Source organism: Marinobacter litoralis (genome assembly GCF_016427555.1).
Taxonomy (GTDB): Bacteria; Pseudomonadota; Gammaproteobacteria; order Pseudomonadales; family Oleiphilaceae; genus Marinobacter; species Marinobacter litoralis_A.
This window is the reverse complement of sequence record NZ_JAELVS010000001.1, coordinates 883819-902575: the sequence shown is the minus strand read 5'-3', so window position 1 is coordinate 902575 and position 18757 is coordinate 883819. Positions and strand designations below refer to the sequence as shown.

Annotated in this window: 18 protein-coding genes; 9 read left to right on the top strand and 9 right to left on the bottom strand. The window is 58.8% G+C overall.

What is annotated here, in order from left to right; all coding sequences use genetic code 11:
- Positions 1–3: 3 nt before the first annotated feature.
- From trpC to JAO79_RS04010, 8 genes are all read left to right on the top strand, one after another.
- A complete protein-coding gene (gene trpC / locus JAO79_RS04045; RefSeq protein ID WP_199005849.1) occupies positions 4–816 on the top strand; it encodes an indole-3-glycerol phosphate synthase TrpC in 813 nt (270 codons plus the stop codon).
- A 22-nt stretch (positions 817–838) separates the two neighbouring features.
- Positions 839–2206 (top strand): MATE family efflux transporter, encoded by a 1368-nt coding sequence (locus JAO79_RS04040; RefSeq protein ID WP_199005848.1) that lies wholly within the window; start codon positions 839–841, stop codon positions 2204–2206.
- 86 nt (positions 2207–2292) lie between these two features.
- Positions 2293–4110, top strand: coding sequence for an IucA/IucC family protein (locus tag JAO79_RS04035; RefSeq protein WP_199005847.1), 1818 nt, complete (start codon positions 2293–2295; stop codon positions 4108–4110).
- Positions 4097–5923, top strand: a complete 1827-nt coding sequence (locus JAO79_RS04030) for an IucA/IucC family protein (protein WP_199005846.1) — start codon at positions 4097–4099, stop codon at positions 5921–5923. The genes JAO79_RS04035 and JAO79_RS04030 overlap by 14 nt, the downstream gene beginning before the upstream one ends.
- Positions 5920–7221, top strand: a complete 1302-nt coding sequence (locus JAO79_RS04025; protein WP_199005845.1) for an AMP-binding protein — start codon at positions 5920–5922, stop codon at positions 7219–7221. Before JAO79_RS04030 ends, JAO79_RS04025 begins: the two co-directional genes overlap by 4 nt.
- Entirely contained in the window at positions 7218–7481 is a 264-nt protein-coding gene (locus JAO79_RS04020) for a phosphopantetheine-binding protein (RefSeq protein WP_199005844.1), read from the top strand. The genes JAO79_RS04025 and JAO79_RS04020 overlap by 4 nt, the downstream gene beginning before the upstream one ends.
- Positions 7478–8491 (top strand): DUF6005 family protein, encoded by a 1014-nt coding sequence (locus tag JAO79_RS04015; protein WP_199005843.1) that lies wholly within the window; start codon positions 7478–7480, stop codon positions 8489–8491. The genes JAO79_RS04020 and JAO79_RS04015 overlap by 4 nt, the downstream gene beginning before the upstream one ends.
- A complete protein-coding gene (locus JAO79_RS04010) occupies positions 8491–9357 on the top strand; it encodes a sugar phosphate isomerase/epimerase family protein (protein WP_199005842.1) in 867 nt (288 codons plus the stop codon). Before JAO79_RS04015 ends, JAO79_RS04010 begins: the two co-directional genes overlap by 1 nt.
- Here the strand turns inward: JAO79_RS04010 and JAO79_RS04005 are convergent.
- The 9 genes from JAO79_RS04005 to JAO79_RS03965 form a co-directional block, all read right to left on the bottom strand.
- Positions 9333–9623: a DUF2218 domain-containing protein gene (locus tag JAO79_RS04005; RefSeq protein ID WP_199005841.1), complete on the bottom strand. Its 291-nt coding sequence runs from the start codon at positions 9621–9623 to the stop codon at positions 9333–9335. The genes JAO79_RS04010 and JAO79_RS04005 overlap by 25 nt on opposite strands.
- Before the next feature lie 16 nt (positions 9624–9639).
- On the bottom strand, positions 9640–10425 hold the full coding sequence (locus JAO79_RS04000; protein WP_199005840.1) for an ABC transporter ATP-binding protein: 786 nt from the start codon (positions 10423–10425) through the stop codon (positions 9640–9642).
- Complete coding sequence (locus JAO79_RS03995) at positions 10422–11513, bottom strand: FecCD family ABC transporter permease (RefSeq protein WP_199005839.1); 1092 nt, start codon at positions 11511–11513, stop codon at positions 10422–10424. The genes JAO79_RS04000 and JAO79_RS03995 overlap by 4 nt, the downstream gene beginning before the upstream one ends.
- Complete coding sequence (locus JAO79_RS03990) at positions 11510–12658, bottom strand: ABC transporter substrate-binding protein (protein ID WP_199005838.1); 1149 nt, start codon at positions 12656–12658, stop codon at positions 11510–11512. Before JAO79_RS03990 ends, JAO79_RS03995 begins: the two co-directional genes overlap by 4 nt.
- Before the next feature lie 8 nt (positions 12659–12666).
- Positions 12667–14634 (bottom strand): TonB-dependent receptor domain-containing protein, encoded by a 1968-nt coding sequence (locus tag JAO79_RS03985; protein WP_199005837.1) that lies wholly within the window; start codon positions 14632–14634, stop codon positions 12667–12669.
- Positions 14635–14756: 122 nt separating this feature from the next.
- Positions 14757–15461, bottom strand: a complete 705-nt coding sequence (locus JAO79_RS03980) for a response regulator transcription factor (RefSeq protein ID WP_199005836.1) — start codon at positions 15459–15461, stop codon at positions 14757–14759.
- Between the two features lie 70 nt (positions 15462–15531).
- Complete coding sequence (locus JAO79_RS03975; RefSeq protein WP_199005835.1) at positions 15532–16146, bottom strand: DUF4202 domain-containing protein; 615 nt, start codon at positions 16144–16146, stop codon at positions 15532–15534.
- A gap of 39 nt (positions 16147–16185) precedes the next feature.
- Positions 16186–16803: a glutathione S-transferase family protein gene (locus JAO79_RS03970; protein ID WP_199005834.1), complete on the bottom strand. Its 618-nt coding sequence runs from the start codon at positions 16801–16803 to the stop codon at positions 16186–16188.
- 18 nt (positions 16804–16821) lie between these two features.
- On the bottom strand, positions 16822–17799 hold the full coding sequence (locus JAO79_RS03965) for an META domain-containing protein (protein ID WP_199005833.1): 978 nt from the start codon (positions 17797–17799) through the stop codon (positions 16822–16824).
- A 173-nt stretch (positions 17800–17972) separates the two neighbouring features.
- Here JAO79_RS03965 and JAO79_RS03960 point away from each other — a divergent pair, with 173 nt between their 5' ends.
- Complete coding sequence (locus JAO79_RS03960; RefSeq protein WP_199005832.1) at positions 17973–18710, top strand: glutathione S-transferase family protein; 738 nt, start codon at positions 17973–17975, stop codon at positions 18708–18710.
- Positions 18711–18757 lie beyond the last annotated feature (47 nt).

The following is an 18757-nucleotide window of genomic DNA, read 5'->3' as shown; positions in this document are numbered from 1 at the left end:
GCAATGACCAATAGGCACAATGACCGTACCCCCACCATTCTGCGCAAGATTGTTGACCGCAAATGGCAGGAAGTGGACGAGCGCAAACCCAAAACCACCATTGCAGACCTCAAAGCCATGGCGGGTGATCAGCCGCCAGCGCGGGGCTTCGCGAATGCTCTGCGTGCGCGCATTGAACAGCAGCAAGCGGCGGTGATTGCCGAGATCAAGAAAGCCTCCCCCAGCAAGGGCATTCTGCGCGACCCGTTCGAGCCAGAAGCCATTGCTGAAAGCTACGAGAAAGGCGGCGCGGCCTGCTTGTCAGTGCTCACTGACCAAGACTTCTTTCAGGGCCACGAAGACTATCTGAAAGCGGCCCGAGCGGCTTGCAGCCTGCCGGTGATTCGCAAGGATTTCATGGTCGCGCCCTATCAGGTGTACGAAAGCCGCGCCATCGGGGCCGACTGCATTCTGCTGATTGCCGCCTGCCTGACCAAAGACCAGATGCAGGAACTGGAAGGCATCGCCCACGAGATCGGGCTGGATGTGCTGGTGGAAGTGCACAACGGCGAAGAGATGGACGATGCCCTGACCCTGAGCACACCTCTGGTGGGCATCAACAACCGCAACCTGCACACCTTTGAGGTGTCGCTGGACACCACCTTCGATCTGTATCAGCGCATTGGCTCTGACCGTTTGGCCATTACCGAAAGCGGCATCATGACCCGGGCAGACGTGCAGGCGATGACCGAGCGCGGCATTTACGGGTTCCTGATTGGCGAATCGTTCATGCGTGCGCCAGACCCCGGAGAAAAACTGCAAGAACTGTTCAGCTGATTCCTCCAGCCATGGAAGTGCAATGACCCGCCCCAGCGAAGAAGCCAACGACCCAATTCTGGCCGGCCCTTATTGGCCGGCCTTTTTCCGCTATGCCCTGCCCTCGGTGGCCGGGCTGCTGGCGCTGACCACGGCCAATATTGTGGATGGCATTTTCATCGGCAACTTTGCCGGTGCTGATGCACTGGCCGCACTGAACCTGCTGATTCCCTGGTTTACCCTGCTGTTCGGGCTGGCGCTGGCTTTGGCCATTGGCGGCACCGTGCGGGCCGGCCGTTATCTGGGCGAAGGCAATCAACCTGCAGCTTCCGCGATCTTCAGTAAATGCCTGACGGCCACGCTGGTGCTGGCGCTGACCGGCGCGCTGGCCGGGATGCTGTTTCACGAGTCCATCTACCGGGTACTCGGCGCCTCCCCCGACGTCTTCCCGCTGATGTCCGAGTACTACCTGGTGATCATCTGGGTGATGGTGCTGCAGCTGTTCACCATGGTGTTGTATTACTTCGTGCGGGTAGACGGTTTTCCCGGGCTGGCCACCACAGCGCTGGTGCTGGGCGCAGCCGCCAACATTGTGCTGGACGCTCTGCTGGTGGGCTATCTGGACTACGGTCTGCGCGGTGCCGCGATCGCCACCGGTATGGCGCAGGTGCTGCAATTTGCGGTGTTGGCGCGGTACTTTGCCAAACCGTCGCGCAAGCTGATGTTCCGGCTGCGGCAACAGAACTGGCGCGAAGTGGCTAAAGCCTTCGCCAACGGTGTGTCGGAGTGGATCAACGAGATGTCGGTGGGCTTGGTGATGCTGTTGATCAACTGGCTGCTGATGACCTCTCAGGGGCTGGCCGGTGTGGCCGCGTTTACGGTGGTGAATTACCTGATCTTCCTCAGCCTGATGGTGTTTTACGGCATTTCAGACGCCATGCACGTGTTGATCAGCCACAACCTCGGCGCCGGTAACGCCGAGCGCATTCGCCGGTTCATGGGCTGCGGGGCCACGGTGATTCTGACCTTGGCATTAACCCTTGTGGGTGTTGTGTGGTTATTCGGCAACGATGTGGTTCGGTTGTTCCTCGACACCTCGGCCGACCCGGCCACGGCACAGCTGGCCGATCAGTATCTGACCATTCTCTGGCCGCTGTTTTTGGTGAACGGCATCAACGTGTTGCTGTCGGTGTATCTGACCGCCACCCACCAACCTCTGCCCTCAGCGGTGGTGGCCTTCTCCCGCAGTTTGGTTCTGCCGGCGCTGTTGCTGGTAGGCATCGCCCGTTTTGCACCAGACTGGCCCCTGCTGTTGGCGCTGCCCATGGCCGAATGGCTGACGTTTGGGCTCGCGCTGGCGTTGTTTCTGCGCTTCCGGCCCCAGCGTTTGGTCATGTCCGGTACGGCCTGACGGCAAATGTAAAAGATGTAAATACATTTCAATTGCGGATAATTCTCATTTAGATTGACTCCAAATTCTGACTTTGGAGTGCCGACATGGGACCGTCCGCCCGCGCGATTGCCGAACAGGCCAGCCTTCAGGCTTTTCTTCATGGTTATCTGCAGGAGGTAGACCCCGGCCAGTGGCGGGAAAATCAAGCCTCTACCCGCCAAGCCAGCCAATGGACGTGCGAGCTTTCGCTTGAAAGCCAGCGCTCTCGCCTTGCCATCGACATCCTTTACCATTCCGACCTGGGCCGCCACCGCTACGGCAAGGTGTACCAGTGGCTGAACGGTCGCTATTGCTGGGCCGAGATTGAGCCGTTTCAGGCCATGTGCCTGCTGGTGCGGGAGCTTTACGCCCGTTCTGCCGGAATGGTGCCAGAGCTGCGCAAACTGCGGGAGCTGGAGTTGCTGCACCGGCTGACCGACAGCTACGGGGTGATGACCCGCTACATTGACAAACGCCGGCACGACCCGAGCCTTTACCTGAACCACTTTCTTGAAACCGAGCAATCCCTGTTGTTCGGCCACGCCAGCCACCCGACCCCGAAAAGCCGCCAAGGCATGTCGGAATGGCAGCAAGATGCCTACGCCCCGGAACTGGCAGGCCGGTTTCAGCTGCACTACTTCATGGCGCACACATCCTGTGTGGTGGAAGATTCCGCCACCCCGTTGCCCGCCAGCACGATGGCAGAGTTACTGATAAACGGCAGCCACGCCTCGCTGAACCTGCCCGAAAACTACCTGCTGCTGCCGGCCCACCCGCTGCAGGCCCAGTGGTTATTACTGCAACCGGCGGTACAAAATGCCATTCAGGACGGTGTGATTCTGCCCCTTGGGGCGCTGGGGCCAGAGTTCGCAGCCACCTCTTCGGTGCGGACGTTATACAGCGACCAGGCAGACTGGATGCTGAAGTTCTCCATTCCGGTCAAGGTGACCAATTCGTTGCGGGTGAACAAGGTGCCCGAGCTGCGCGCTGGCGTAGTGATGGCACGACTGTTGGCGCAAACCGGTTTTGCCGAAAGCGAGCCCAGGTTCCGTATCCTGCAGGACCCCGCCTACTTAACGGTGAACCTGCCCGGGCAGACTGAAAGCGGGTTTGAAGTGATTTTCCGGGAAAACCCGTTCATCGAGGGGCAGAACGAAGATGTCGTCAGCATTGCCGCCCTCACCCAAGACCCTCTGCCGGGGCGCAATTCCCGTTTACTGAGCTTGATTGAAGGTTTGGCCCTGAACGAAAACCGCAGTCTGGCCTCGGTCAGCCAGGACTGGTTCCAGCATTACCTCAGCTGCGCGATTGCGCCGGCACTTCGGCTCTATGACGAGCACGGCATTGCCCTGGAAGCCCACCAACAGAACAGCCTGCTGGATCTTCGTGGCGGTTACCCGGACATCTACTACTACCGGGATAACCAAGGCTACTACCTGTCGGAAAGCCGGCGCGCAGCGCTGACCGAACTTTGCCCGGACGTTATCCGAACCCCAGAGCTGTTCTATCGGGACGCGATGATCCGCGATCGTTTTTGCTATTACCTGATTGTGAATCAGCTGTTCTCGGTGATCGCGCGTTTTGGTGCCGACGGGCTGGTTTCAGAGGCGGTGCTGCTACGGCAATTGCGGGGTTTTCTGCAGGCGGAACTGGCGCGACTTGATGGTCCGGCACGCCCGTTGGTGGCCATGTTGTTGGAAGACAGCTGCCTGCCCTACAAAGGCAACCTGCTGACCCGCGTGCACGATGTTGATGAGCTGAACGCCGAACTGGAAATGGCGGTGTATACCAGCATTCCTAACCCGCTGTGCCGCCGGGTGCAAACCACCGCGCCCCGCGACCTTCGTAAACACACCGCGGAGGTACACCATGGCGCTGCGTAATCCGGTGGCCGAAACGATTCTGGCCCCGGCATTGTCGGAAACTCCGCGCCAAAGAGTGCTCCGGCAATTGCTGGAAGCCTTACTGTTTGAAGGCCTGGTGCCCTGTTACACAGCCGATTCCCGCAGCGGCGGCTGGCAGTGGCTGGAATTTCCGGTGGGCACGTTGCAGGCCCGCTGCCGGGGCCGGATAAGAGGGTTCAGTCGCGTTCGCCTGGACATCGAATCCCTGAGTTTTCGGCGCAACCAGCGCACGGTGACCGTGGATTTACCCGGCCTGATTCAGGAGCTGCCCGGCTCTCGTTCCCAGCACCAGCGGCTACTGGAAGAATTGCACGCGACCATCGCCAACGAGGAGCAGCTGCGAACCAGCCACCAAACCCGCACGCTGCATGACCGGCGCGCCCTGCACGGCGAGGCGCTGGACCGGGCTATTCACGAGGGGCATCCCTACCACCCGTGTTTCAAAAGCCGGCTGGGGTTCGAAGCCGACGATCTGATGCGCTACAGCCCGGAAACCAGCACCGGCTTTCGGCTGCACTGGGTAGCCGTACCCCGCCGGCATCTGGCCAGCCAATTGCCCGCGTCAGATCTGGATTTCTGGCAAGCGGAACTGGGCGAAGAAATGGCTTTTCTGCTGCGCGCGGCATTTCACCGGGTGGGCATAGACTGGCAAGACTACGGTGCGATGCCCGTTCACCCCTGGCAGTGGCGGCACCTCAGTTCCGGCGCACTGGCCGGGCAACTTGAAAATTTCGACATCCGCTACCTTGGGCCGCTGGGCGACCGTTATCAGCCGAGCCAGTCACTGCGTTCGCTGTTTAACCTGAACCGTCCCTGCAAGGCGTGCGTCAAACTGCCGCTGGGCATTCACAACACCTCATCCCGCCGTCATCTGGAACCGCATTCGGTGCCGTCTGCACCCGCCATCAGCCGGTGGTTGGAAGCGATTGTTGAGTCAGACCCAAGGCTGTCTGGGGATTACCCGCTGCGGCTGTTGCCAGAGTACGCCAGCCTGAGTTTCATTGCGCAGCCCGGCACTCTACCCGGGCAACACCCGCTTGAGGGTGAGCTGGCCGCCATCTGGCGCACCAGTCTGGGTGCCCGGCTGAACGACGGGGAACAGACGGTGCCGATGAATGCGCTGTTTCAGTGGCAACCCGACGGCCAGCCGTTCATTGATCCCTGGGTGCAGCGTTACGGCCTTGAGCCTTGGCTGAACGCCACGCTCTCGGCCCTGATTCTGCCGGTCTGGCATATGCTGGTCGCCCACGGTGTTGGCCTGGAAGCCCACGCCCAAAACAGCCTGCTGATTATGCGCGAGGGCTGGCCCAACGCGCTGTTGTTGCGGGATTTTCACGACAGTGTGGAATACGCCCTTAACTATCTCGCACCCACCACGCCAGAGCCAGATCTGGGCGAACGCCAGGCCAGCTATGACCGGGCACCGGATGATCTGTATTACCGTATGACCGGGCCCGAAGCCCTGCGCGAGCTGGCCGTGGACACTCTGTTTATCTACAACCTCAGCGAACTGGCGCTGCTGCTTGAAGACGCCTACGGATTTTCAGAGACCCGGTTCTGGGCCCAAGTGCGCAGGTTGCTGGACCAATACGCACAGCAACATCCGGAGCTTCAGCGCCGGTTATCGCAGCTCGGCTGGGCCCAGCCGAGGCTGAAAACCGAATCTCTACTGACCCGAAAACTGCAACCGGACACCGGCAATGTAAGCCACTGGGTACCCAATCCTTTGGCCGTTACCCCGCCCGGTTCCACCACTTCTTTCACCGATCACCAGCAAGCGAGGTTTTCGTGACCAGCCCTTTGTTTTACGTTGATAACACTCCCTACAGCCAGGACGATTGTGACCGCATTGTGGCGCCATTGGTCGGCTCCGGCCCGTTTCAAAGCCCGGCCAGTTGCCGCTTGGCGGTTTGCCTGCAAGACACCGCCCACTGGCTGGCCCTGTGCCTTTGGCTGAAACCGCTGGGAGCCAGTGTGTTGCCCATTCATCCCGGCACGCCCCGGCAAGCGGCACAAACGTTGGCAAAAGAGACCGGCTGCAGCCATTTGCTGTTCGGTGACAATCTGCGCGATGCCGCTCCCGAGCCTATCGAAAGTTCCGCAACTCCCGTCCAGAGCAAGGGCGGCGAGTTGATTCAGCTCAGCTCGGGCACCACCGGCAAGCCCAAAACCATTGCCCGCTCCTGGCGGGATATCGACCGGGAACTAAGCGCCTACGTTGACCACTTCACCGAAGCCCAGCCACTTACACCGGTGGTGGCCTGCCCGGTCACCCATTCCTACGGTTTGATCTGCGGGGTGTTGGCCGCGCTGGAACGCGGAGCCACTCCGCACGTGGTCACCAATCTGAACCCCCGGTTCATTTTGTCGCAGCTGCGCTCGGTGCCGGAGCATCTGCTTTATGCTTCCCCCACACTGGTCAGTCTGTTAATCCGGATACTGCCGCCAAGCGAAACACTGCATACCGTGATGCTGTCCGGCGCGCCTTTGCCCGCCCCGGTGTTAAACCAGCTGCGGGAGCGTTGCCAACGGTTGTGCCAGCAATACGGTTGCTCGGAAGCCGGCTGTGTTGCACTCACCCCAAACGTGACCACACCCGGATTGCTGGGCACACCCTTACCCCATGTGACGCTGGATGCGGGCACCTCTGAAGAACAGCCTGACGATGTTCTGATTACCATCAAAGGCAGTGGCCAGCTGATTAATACCCGGGATTTGGGTTATTTCGATGCCCACGGCCAGTTGCACTTTCTGGCGCGCACCGACGACACCATCAATGTGGCGGGCATCAACGTGTACCCCGGCGCAGTCGAGGATGTATACCTGAACTACCCGGGCATACGGGAAGCGGTGGCCTACAAGCAAGCCGACAGCTTTGCCGGCGAACGAGTGTGCCTGCGTTTTGTGGCGGATTCCGAATTGGATATCGATCAGCTTAAACAATGGAGCCGGGATCACCTGTCGCCCCATCAGGTACCCGCCTTCATCGAGCAGGTGGAAACCATTCCGCGTTTGCCCAACGGCAAGGTCAGCCGTCGCCTTCTGAGCGAAGCACCGGCCCACACCCTTGCGGCGGAGGTGCCCGCATGAGCACCAACCGCCACACCGCCATCCAGTCGGTTCTGCAGCAGCACCTGCCCAATGCGCGACTCTCCGCTTTCGCAGGTAGCGCCCGGCTGAATGCCGATCTGGCCATTGATTCCATCATGTTGCTGCAGTTGATTGTGCATCTGGAACTGGAACACGGCTTCAGCCTGCCGGAGGAAACCTTGCTGACGCAGGAACTCGAAACCGTGGATGATCTGGCCCGGCTGCTGGTCGCCAACGATCAGAAGGAGCCGTCGCTGTGATCAAGGTGCACTGTTTTGTCAGTTGCGTGTGCGAAATCATCAAACGCACGCCCGGGGTGGATCACCGGCCGTTTTACTTCGGGGTCTGGGATGCCGATTTTTCAGTAAACGATCAAATGGAGCTGTCGTACCACTCGCCCCACACCCGGCATAACGAGTTCCGCGATTGGTATAAGCTGCTGTATGGCATCAGCATCGAACCGTGGTACGACCACGACGCCGATAAGGAAACCAACATCCAAACCCTGGTGTCGCTGGTGGAAAACCGGCCTTCGGACCGGCAAGTGATGGTGATGCTGGATCTGTATCGGCTGCCAGAGCGGGAAAACAAGTTTCACCAGAATCCGTTCCCGCATTACGTGATGCTGGAAACCACCGACAACCCCGATGAATGGTTCATGTCTGACCCGGATTTTCGCTGGGAAGGCATCTTGCCGAAAGACCGGATTCTGGATTCGGTACGGTCTCCGGCCGCCGCCGGCGGCTTCTATTTTGATGGTTTGAACATACGCCATACGCCGGCGGAAACCGTGGCCGCCTACTTCGCGCAATGCATGAAGACCGACCACAACCCGTTCACCGATGCCCTGCGGCGCATCCTTCGCGCCCATACCGGCCCCGACGCCAGCCAGCCGCTGGCCCACCTGCCTCATGCCTTCCGGGAAATTCCGGTGATGGCGATTCGCAAGTACGCCTATGAACACGCCTTCGCCTGGCTGCTGGAAGATCAGGGCAAACAAGCGGAAGGCGCGCCCTGGTTTGAGGCGATTTGTGAAGACATTGAGCGGCTGGTGAAAACTTACACGCAGATTCAGTTTCGCGCTTTGAAGCTGGTGATGTCTGGCAATAACGCCTTACTGGCGAGCGTTGAACAGCTGTTGGATGAGCAGGACGAGCGGGAGTTCGCGATCAAAGCCAGCCTGCGGGCGTTGTTCGACGACTGGCAGCGTTATCGCAACATCGGCGTGCCGAACCCCGACCCCGAACAAGCTCCACTGGAGGTGCTGTGATGATTCGTTTTCACCTGTGTACCATTTCTTTCAGGCACCATTTGGTGTCGTTACCGGAGCTGGCCGACTGGGCCCGGAGAAACGGGTTCGACGGCATAGAACTCTGGGCCGTGCATGCCCGCCATCTGGACCGGCAACCGGCGCTGGATGGCCACTGGATTGAGCGGCAAGGGCTGCGTATACCTATGGTCAGCGATTACCTGCCCTTGGATGGCAGCGAAGCGGACGCCATTCGCCAGACCCGGGAGGCCTGCCGGCTTGCCAAGCGATGGCACGCCGGCAAGGTTCGCACGTTTGCCGGCCCGCTGGGCAGTGACGAGGTTTCGCCCGGCCAGCGCCAGGCTATGACCCGGCGGCTGAAAACCCTGACCCAATGTGTGGCCGATGAAGGTTTGTCGCTGATGCTGGAAACGCACCCCGGCACACTGGCTGACACGGTGGGTTCCACACTGGAACTGCTGAGCGACATTGATCACCCGGCGCTTGGCATCAACTTCGACGTTCTGCATGTTTGGGAATCCGGTGCCGACCCGCTGGCCGCGATGAAACAACTGGCCCCCTGGGTACACCATTGCCACTTCAAGAATATTCAACAACACAGTCAGCTTGGCGTGTTTGCGCCTGCAAACGTGTATTCACCAGCGGGCACGCGAGAGGGCATGGTGCCGGTTATGGAGGGTGCCTGTGATTACCGGCCGATACTGGCAGAACTGGGCGATTGGCAATCGCAAGGCATCGATATGGATGTGTCGTTGGAATGGTTTGGCGCAGACAGCTACCGGGTGCTGAACAGCGATCTCCGCCAGCTCCGTAAGATGCTGGCAGAGCGCGATACCCAAACTCAGGCGGTTGCGGGGTTCCACTGAACCTCGGCCACCTCATCGCCGGCAAAGCGGATGAGGTGGGACGCCACCACCTGCCCCAGCTCGTCCAATTCTTCTGCAGTCGGAGACTGGCAATCCAGCGCCAATGCGCCGTTTAGGGTGCTCAACCGGCATTCGCCGATGGAGAACGTAAGGAATCCGTTGGTTTCGCTCCACTCGGCTTCGATTTTATGGCTGAAATGCTTGCACAAGCGGTTAATCAAACGGCTTGGGTTGTCGGTGGATACGCGTGCGTTCATAGACGGCATAACATTCTCCTCGGTTTCAGCGAACACTGGCGGGCAATGGGCGATCCGCCAGCACAATGGGTTGGCCCTGAGAGCAGCGTTCAATACGGGCTTCAATGCCGTATGTGCGCGCCAGTAGGTCTGGCGTTAATACCTGTTCCGGGGTGCCAAGCTCGGCTTGGCCGCCGGGCGACAACACCAACACCTGGTCGCAATAACGCAGCGCCAGGTTGAGGTCGTGGCACGCCACCAACGCAACCGAGTGGTCGCGGGTGGTGGCATCGCGCACGGCGTTAAGCACGTTCAATTGCCAGTGCAAATCCAGCGCACTGGTGGGTTCGTCCAGCAACATCAACGGTGTCTGGCGTACCAGCACCTGTGCCAAGCCCACCATTTGCCGCTGACCACCAGACATTTCCGACAGTCGCCGCAAGGCCAACTGGCGAATACCCAAGGTGTCGAACACGTTTTCAATGGCTTGTTCGGTCTGCTCCCGAGTCCAGTCGCCCCGGGCCGACCGGCACGCACTGAACACGGTTTCGTAGGCCACCAACGGAATGGCCTGTGGCAACGGCTGGGGTAGATAACCAATGCGACGGGTGCGCTGATGGGCGCTCAGCGCCGCCAGATTTTCCCCGGCAAAGGTCATGTCTCCGGCAATCGGCAGCAAACCGGCGATGGATTTCAGCAACGTGGATTTACCCACCGCGTTCGGCCCGATCACCGCCACCAGGGCACCTGCCGGTATTTCCGGCAGAGACAGATCGTTGAATACGGTGCGGTTCCGGTAACCGGCGGTGACGGATTGCAGTTTCAGTGTCACAACGCGGCCCTCCGGCTTCGGCCAATAATCAGCAGGATAAACAAGGGAATGCCTACCAAGGCGGTAACGATACCCACAGGCAGGACCACCCCCGGCACCAACAGTTTGCTGGCGATGGACGATAACGACAGCAGCACCGCACCGGCCAGCGCACTGCCCGGCAGCAGAAAGCGGTGGTCTTCACCCAACATCAGGCGGGCAATGTGTGGCGCCACCAAGCCGATAAAACCGATCTCGCCGACAAAACACATAGCGGCGGCGGTCAGCAGGCTGACCCGCATCAACACCGTCAATCGCAGGCGTTCCACCCGGATGCCCAAGCTGCGAGCCTGCTCTTCGCCACTGCGCAGCAGTGTCATGGCCCAGGCATTGCGCAACGAGAAAGGCACGCAGACCGCCAGCACCGCGGCGACGATCATGACCTTATCCAGACTCGCCCGGGCCAGACTGCCCATGGTCCAGAACACAATTTGCTGAACCGATTCGGCGTCTGCGACAAACTGGATCAAACCCACGACGGCGTTAATGCCGAATAACAGCGCAATACCAAACAGCACGACGGCGTGTACCGACGCACCCAGCGTGCGCGACAGCACCAGAATCAGTAAAGACGCCACGGCGGCAAAGACAAACGCCGACAACGGTAGCAACACATGGGCCGCCAGCCCCAGAAAAGAGATGTTAAAAGCAATCACCAAAGACGCGCCCAGCGTAGCCGCCGCGCCCACGCCCAGGGTGAACGGGCTGGCCAGCGGGTTGTTCAACACCGTTTGCATCTCGGCACCGGCAAGGCCAAGGCAAGCGCCTACCACTACGGCCATCACGGCATAGGGCAAACGAATGTCTTCAATGATCACCCGGGTACCGGCATCGATACTCTGGGGGTTCAACAAGCCGTGAACCACATCGCCAAGGCCCAGCATCGACGGCCCGCTGGCGATATCTACCAGCAAAGCAATCACCGCAGTCACCGCCAATGCGGCCAGGCAAACAATCCTGCGCCAGACAAAGCGGCGGTATTGACTGGCCAGTGACCCACCGTTGGCAGAGTTATCCACAGCGGCAACAGACGACCGGACACTGCTCATTCGGCGGGCTCCTGCGCGTTAATCCAATACACACCCTGCAGATCGATGGGCTGGAAGCGTTGGTAGAACTCTGCCAGCGTGGCTTCCGGGCTCAGATCGGCGAAGGCATCCGGATGAAACCATCGGGCCAGTGCCTGCACGGCAACCACGTTCATCGGGGTGTTGTAGAAGTGGTGCCAGATGGCCATAGCCCGGCCTTCACGAATGGGTTCTACGGCTCGCAAACCGGGGCGGTCGGTGGCTTGTGCCAGCGACGCTCGGGCCAAGTCTGCGTCGATTCCGGCGCCGAGCATAACGTAGCTGTAGTTGGTTTCAGAACGGGCGTACTTGCGCGATCCGATGGCCGTGGCCACGTAATAATCCGGCGGGTTGCTGATCAGGTATTCCAGATTCAACACACCACTGACCCCGGGCACCTTGTCCTGGGCAATGTTGCGCGCACCCGCTGCCTGCAGGAAGATCCCCATCATGCCTTCGACCATGGTTTCACAGCAGCTGTCGTGCAGGCCCAACCGGCTGTGCAGGAACACGGTGGGTTTATCCGGTTGCGGAATCTGCTCCACCACGTCGGTCACTTTCATCAGCTGTTGGCGGTAGAACTGATTGAAGGTTTGCGCCCGCTCTTGGCGGCCAAGCACTTCACCCAGTAACGCCATGCTTTTCGGCGTGTTCACCAGCGGGTTCTGCCGGAAATCAATGAACACCACGGCAATGCCCGCCCGCTGCAGCTGGTCGATCAGCTGGCCGTTATGCGCGCCGGGGCCGTGGCCTTCCAGACTGAAAATCGCCAGATCTGCACCCATGGCCAGTACGCTTTCCAGACTGAAGCTGTCGGCGGAGGTGTGGCCAACTCGTGGGACATCCGCCAGTTCAGGGAAGGCTTTCAGATACTGGGCGTAACCGCCCGGGTCGGTCATTTCGAAATCGGGCAACATGCCTGCCAGACGCTCGGGCAAGGCATCACCCTCCAGAATGGCAAGGGCGGGAATGTAGCGGCTTTCGCCCAGCACAATGCGGTTGACCTCATCGGGAAGCTCAACCGAACGCCCGGCCAGATCGGTCACCGTGCGGGCCGCCAACGAGAGGTCGGCCCACAAACAGAGAAGGCCGCCCAAAAGGGCGGCGATAACTCGAGTGCGTAACATCAGGAGCCTCAGAAACGCATGGCCAGACCAAGGCGGATATCGCGGCCCGGGGCGGGCAAGCCAACGACCCCTTCGTAACCGGCAATATGCTCATAGTCGGCGTTGCTGGCATGATCCAGGTATTGATTGTCGCCCACGTTTTTAACCGCCAGGGTCAGACGCAGATCTTCGTTGCCGGTGGGCAACCAGTTTACGAACAGGTCATGCACGCCGTAGCCCGGCTTGTCGATCGTGCCCACTGAGGTTTCCAGATTGTCGATGCCCTGAACGAATTGCCCCTGCCAGCCAAACTCCAGATTGCGGTTCAAGCGGTACGCAAGGTCGGCCACCCAGGTGTCACCGATGGTGTTACCCAGCAGGTTATGCTCATACACGGTGAGGGGCTGGCCATCCACTTCGGCATCGTTGCTGTGGAAGCTCAAGCCTGCGCTCAGAGCATTCCACTGGTAGCCGGCGGAGATGCGGTAGCCGTCGGACTCCAGGTCACCGATGTTCTCGTAAATGGCCGGTCCGAATAGCGCATCCGCGATGGCATCTTTTACTTCAGAACGATACACCTCAGCCGACAGGCTGAAGTTCTGATACACGTAATCGAAGCCGACTTCGGTGTTTTTCGCCTTCTCACCTTTCAAGTCCGGGTCGTTCTGGCCCCGGTCAATCTTGAACGCATCGTGAGGCATGGGGCCGCGGAACGCTTCGGCATAGCCTGCTTTCAGGGTCAGACCATCCAGAACATGCCAAGCCAGACTGGCGTTCGGGCTTACAGCATCTTCGCTGAACTTCTGGTCATTGTTGTCACGCAGCTTGTAGTCGTCGTAGCGGGCACCGGTGCTGAGCAGCAATTGCTGGGTGAGCCACAGGTCGGCTTGCAGATAAACGCCAAGCACATCACCGGTTTCCTCTTCAGCGCGCTTATCGGTTTCACCGCCGGCATTGACCTTGTCTTCCCGATAATCGACACCGTAAGTCACGCTGTGGCTGCCTAGCTGGCTGGTGTTACGCAGGTCACCACCAATGCTGCGACTGAAGCCGTAATAGCGCCCCCAGCGATCTTCTACGTTCTGCTCGATTTCCGACTCGCTCTGATAAAGGGTAAACGCAGCATCCACCCAGGGGTTACCTTCCGGCGCAACGGCGTAATTCAGCGTGGTGGTATCCCGGCGACCGTCCAGATCGTAGAGTTTGTTGAAGCTGCTCACTACCCACTGCGGACGCTGTGGGCGCTCACCCTCATCGGTGCGCACTTCGTGGCTCAGTCGCAGGGTTTGGCCGTTGCCAAAATGCCCCACCAGTTTAGCCATACCCATTTGCTGGCGTGCATCGGTACCCGGGACTTCGTCGCCATTGCCGTCTTCATAGCGTTCGTGATCGCTCTGACTGACCGATACCAAGGTGCTCCACTGATCGTTCAGACGACCGAAAATCGTGGAGTTCACGCTGTAACCTTTGGTGTTCGAGAAGGAACCCAGCTTTACCAGAGCGCCTACGTCTTCACCCTCACGCAACAGGTCTTCGGGATCTTTGGTCACAAAGCGGATGGCACCGCCGAGCGCACCCGCGCCAGCCGTAGCTTTGCCGGCGCCGGTATCAACCTCAACACGTTTCAGCAAATCCGGGTCAACCGCAATGCGACCGGTGTGGTGGAACAACACCCCCGCCTGCGTAGCGCCGTCCACACTGACGTTCAGCAGCGGGTCTTCGAAACCGCGCACGTAGACTTTCTGGGCCACGCCTACAGAACCACCGACACTGACTTCGGGTTCGCCGGCGAATACGTCTTCAAGATCGTCGGCCTGAAAACGTTCAAGAGTTTGCTCACCTACCACTGTATCTGCTTCAGCCAAACGCTCGGCAGTTACCTCAATGGCATCCAGGGTGGTGGGTTCTGCGTGAGCCAGGGGCGCGGCTAAAAGCGCGAGCCAAAGCGCACTGCGGCGAAACTGTTTGGGTTGTCCAAGCGAGGATGAAACTGCCATGACGATCACACTCCGTTATGATAATGATTCGTATTTGGCATGCATTCTCGATAACTTGTGTCGCAAAGGGAACCGGTTTTACATTTGTTACATCTCGCCGTGAACCAATACCGTAAACCGGCCTACAAGAAGCAATAGCCTTTGCCATGCACCGTTTGCAGCCGATCGCCCGCCACGCCAGCGTCCATCAGCTTGCGGCGAATACGGCTCAGGTGCATATCCAGACTGCGGTCGTACCGGCTGAACTCTTTTTCCAGCACAACCTGGTAGAGGTAGGGTTTAGTCAGCGGTTCTCGCTGGTGCAGCACCAGAATCCAAAGCAAACGGAACTGAATGGGGGTCAGGCTCACCGGGCGTTCCTGGTAGCGCACCTGCATGGTGTGGCGGTCTAAACACAATTCTCCCACGGAGAGCGTTGCGGGTTCGGCTCGGTGATCCAGCGCGCCTCGGGTGCGCCGCAGCAAGGCTTCAATTTTCAGCAACAATTCCGTGAAGTTGAACGGCTTGGGCAGACAGTCATCCGCGCCCTGTTGATAACCCCGTATGCGCTCGTCTTCGGAACCATCGTTGGTCAGCATCATGACCGGTGTCTGACAGGTTTTGCGAAGCCTTTTCAGCACCTCGAAACCATTCATGGTGGGCAGTAGTACGTCCAGCAGGATGATGTCTAACCGCTGCCCCAGTGCAGCCACCAACGCGTGATCGCCCTGATGGCTTTGCAGCACTTGATACCCGCGGGAAGTCAGCTGGCTGGCCAGTTGCTCACTCAGGTGCGGGTCGTCTTCAGCAATCAGGATCTTGGGGGTGTTGTTGGCAGGCACGGCCATCTACTGACATCCACTATCAAATGATAATGAATATCATACGCAGCACCAACACCTGCCTCAAGTGTCGTAATTATTCGCTCGTTTCAGACAGCGCTTCCTGCAGTAGGGCCAGCAGATGGGGCGGCAGATTGCCCGCCAGCTGCAGCGCAGCCTCGTGGCCTCTCGGGGTCATTTTGGCCCAGGTGCGACGGACAATGGTGAGCCACTTGTCTTTGTCGTAGTCCGGGTTTTCTGCGTAAAACCGGGCGAAGTAGCGCTCAAGAAACACCATGCAAGCCACGTCTTCCAGCAACTGAGTGTCCGGATCGTTGCGCAACTCCCGCTTGGTAAGGATGGTTTCTACCCGCTCGCACTCTTCCTGTGGATAACCGCACTCGGCCATGATTTCCGCCGCACGCCGCCCGTGCATGCGGCCGCACGCCTGCCGCCACTGGTAATAGTTCTTCCTGCCTTCGCCGAAATCACTTCTCGGGATGGTCCAGCGTTCAATGTGCTGAGCACGGCAGGCAATCTGCATCCGCTCGGAAGGCTCTGCTTCCAGAGCAAACAACCAACGCGTCATGTGCAGGCTGTAGGCGTATTCCTTGGGTAGGCTTTCGCCTTCTACCTGCTCTACATTCGGATCGGCCCGGTTAGCCCGATCAATGGCTTCAAGGGCCTGCGTCAGTTTTGTGTTTTGCGTCATTTCAAATCCTTATAACAAGCGGATGCAGCCGCTTATGGCTTATGCCTGAGAGGACGGCCGTGCCTTGATGCGGTCGTACCAGGCTTGCAGGTTGGTTTGCTCCGGTGTGGGGCGAATATTGACCACTCGGGCGAAGGCCACGGTGGTGAAGGCATTAATGTCGGCGGCGGTAAATTTGTCGCAGCAAACGTATTCCTTGCCTTCAAGGTGCTTGTTCAGGAAGTGCAAAAACTTTTCCACACCCTGCCCGCACTCTTCACCCCATTCCTTGATCGGGTTCATGCGATCTTTGAAATACCCGGTGGTGTGCTGGAAACACATGCCGGTAGGCATAAAGAAGTAGAAGTCGATCCAGCGCAGCCATTGCTCGATCTGGGCTTTTTCCAAGGCGTTGTCACCCAGCAGCTTCGGTGCGTCGGGGTAGTTCTCTTCAAAGAAACGGCAAATTGCCATGGTTTCTGCGATGCATGTGCCGTCGTCCAGCTCCATCACTGGGACTTTTTTCATCGGGTTGCGGGCTTTGAATTCCGGGGTCAGGTTTTCACCCTTTTCGATGTCTACCTGCACAAACTCGGCTTCATCCAGCAAGCCTTTCTCGGCCATGAAGATGCGGACGCGGCGCGGATTCGGTGCACTTTTCGTTTCGAAGATTTTCATATTGTTGTTACCTTCGGTTTAGGGGTTTTCGATATCCGATTTGAAGGCCTTGATGGTGTCACCGGACTGCGTTTTCAGTAACAGTTCTCCGTGACGACCAATCTGGCCGGAAACCACTTCAGACATCAGGGTCAGGAACTTGCGCTCCTGGTTCATCAAAGAATCGTGGCACGCCATCATGGTGCTGCCCATCTGGTCGAACGTAAGGTTCTCACCGGTCAGAGAATAGCTGCCCATGTAGCGGTTACAAGAAGCGCGGCCACTGATTCGGTTTTCATCATGGAAACGGATGGTCATCATGGAACGGTCAATGATGCCGTCGCCGGCCAGATCGTCCACAACCCATTCGGCGCCTTGAAACAGCCGTTCACGATCACCCCCACACCCTTCGAAGGTATTGCCATCCACCGTCAGGCGTACCTGCGCCGGATACTGGGCGCCGGACATGGGGTTCTCACACAACTGGTGAGCGACCGACACTTCGATTTCGCGCTCTTCGACCTTGCCTTCGTAAACTCGACCGTGGCGGTTGGCAACGGTTTCACGCAGCCATACGCCTTCGAGAACTTCGCCATCGTAAGGCAGGGTCAAATCCATTCGGTTGTTTTCGATTTCAGCCGACCAGTTGGGCTCTGTGCCCATGGCCTTAAAGGTAGATTCGATCGCACCGGGCTCGAGGCATTCCGGCAGGGCATTGCCTTTCAGAGTCAGAGTCGCGCGCTCACCCTTGGCCCAGAATCGGGTCTGGGTGTCGCCCGGCGCAACATAGAGTGCGCCTTCGTCGGTCGGAGACGGCTTCAGCAGTACACGCCGGTTCAGGTATTCGATGCCAAGAAGCCCGCTTTCTTCAACTCCGGCAACCTTCAAATCCAGCTGACCACACTGGTATACCCCGTAGTCTGACAAGCTTTTTACTTCGGGTTTGGTGGCACAGGCTGATACCGCTAGACCTGCCGCGATGACAGCAGAAACAGAAAGGGCGCGACGTAACAACATAAAGACATCCTCTGGCATGACAGACTGTAGCAAGCTAGTTTAGTGATTCCCACGGGTTTTCACCATGACCATCCTGTCAGCTGTCTGGCCGATCTTCGATGTTGCCTTTCCTGCCATGGGAATTGGCGGAAAGTACGGGTAATCTTGGCCAAACATTTTACGGAAGACTTCTCATGGCCATTAAACTCTACCAGTTTTGCATTTCTCATTACGCCGAGAAGATACGCTGGGCTCTGGATTACAAAGGCATCAATTATCAAACCGTGAACTTGCTGCCCGGCCAGCACGTGAAAACCATCAAGCAGCTGACCAAAGCCGAATCGTCGGTGCCGGTGCTGGATCACGACGGCCACATTATTCAGGGTTCTTCCGCCATTCTGGACTATCTCGACGAGACTTTTCCGGAACGCCCGCTCACACCCGAATCCGGGGAAGCGCGGGACGAAGCATTGGCCTGGGAGAAAAAACTGGACGACCTGGCCGGCCCGGCCATTCGCACCTGGGTGTACCATTACTTCTTGCAGCGCCCGAAGGTGGTGATTCCATTGCTGGCTGCGGGCACCCCCTTTTACAACAAATTCATGCTGAGCCTCGCCTTCAGCCGGGTTGATGACATCATGCGTAAGTGGATGAAGATCAACCAGACCACCGCGGATGCCGCCCAGCAAACCCTCGAAGCGGTGCTCACCGAGCTGGCCGAGATTTATAGCGAGCAGCCGTATCTGGCCGGCGACCAGTTTTCCCGAGCGGACCTGACCGCGGGCGCCTTGCTGGCACCGCTGTTTCAGCCTGAACAATATCCGGTGCCTTGGCCCAAGCCCGCTAAAATTCCGAAACCGGTTCAAGCCGTATTAGGCGAGTGGCAAAACATCGTCGCACCGGTTGAAGCGATGTACCGTAAACATCGTTAACCCGCCGGGCTGTCGCAAAGCGACACTCACAATGGCGCTATAGGACA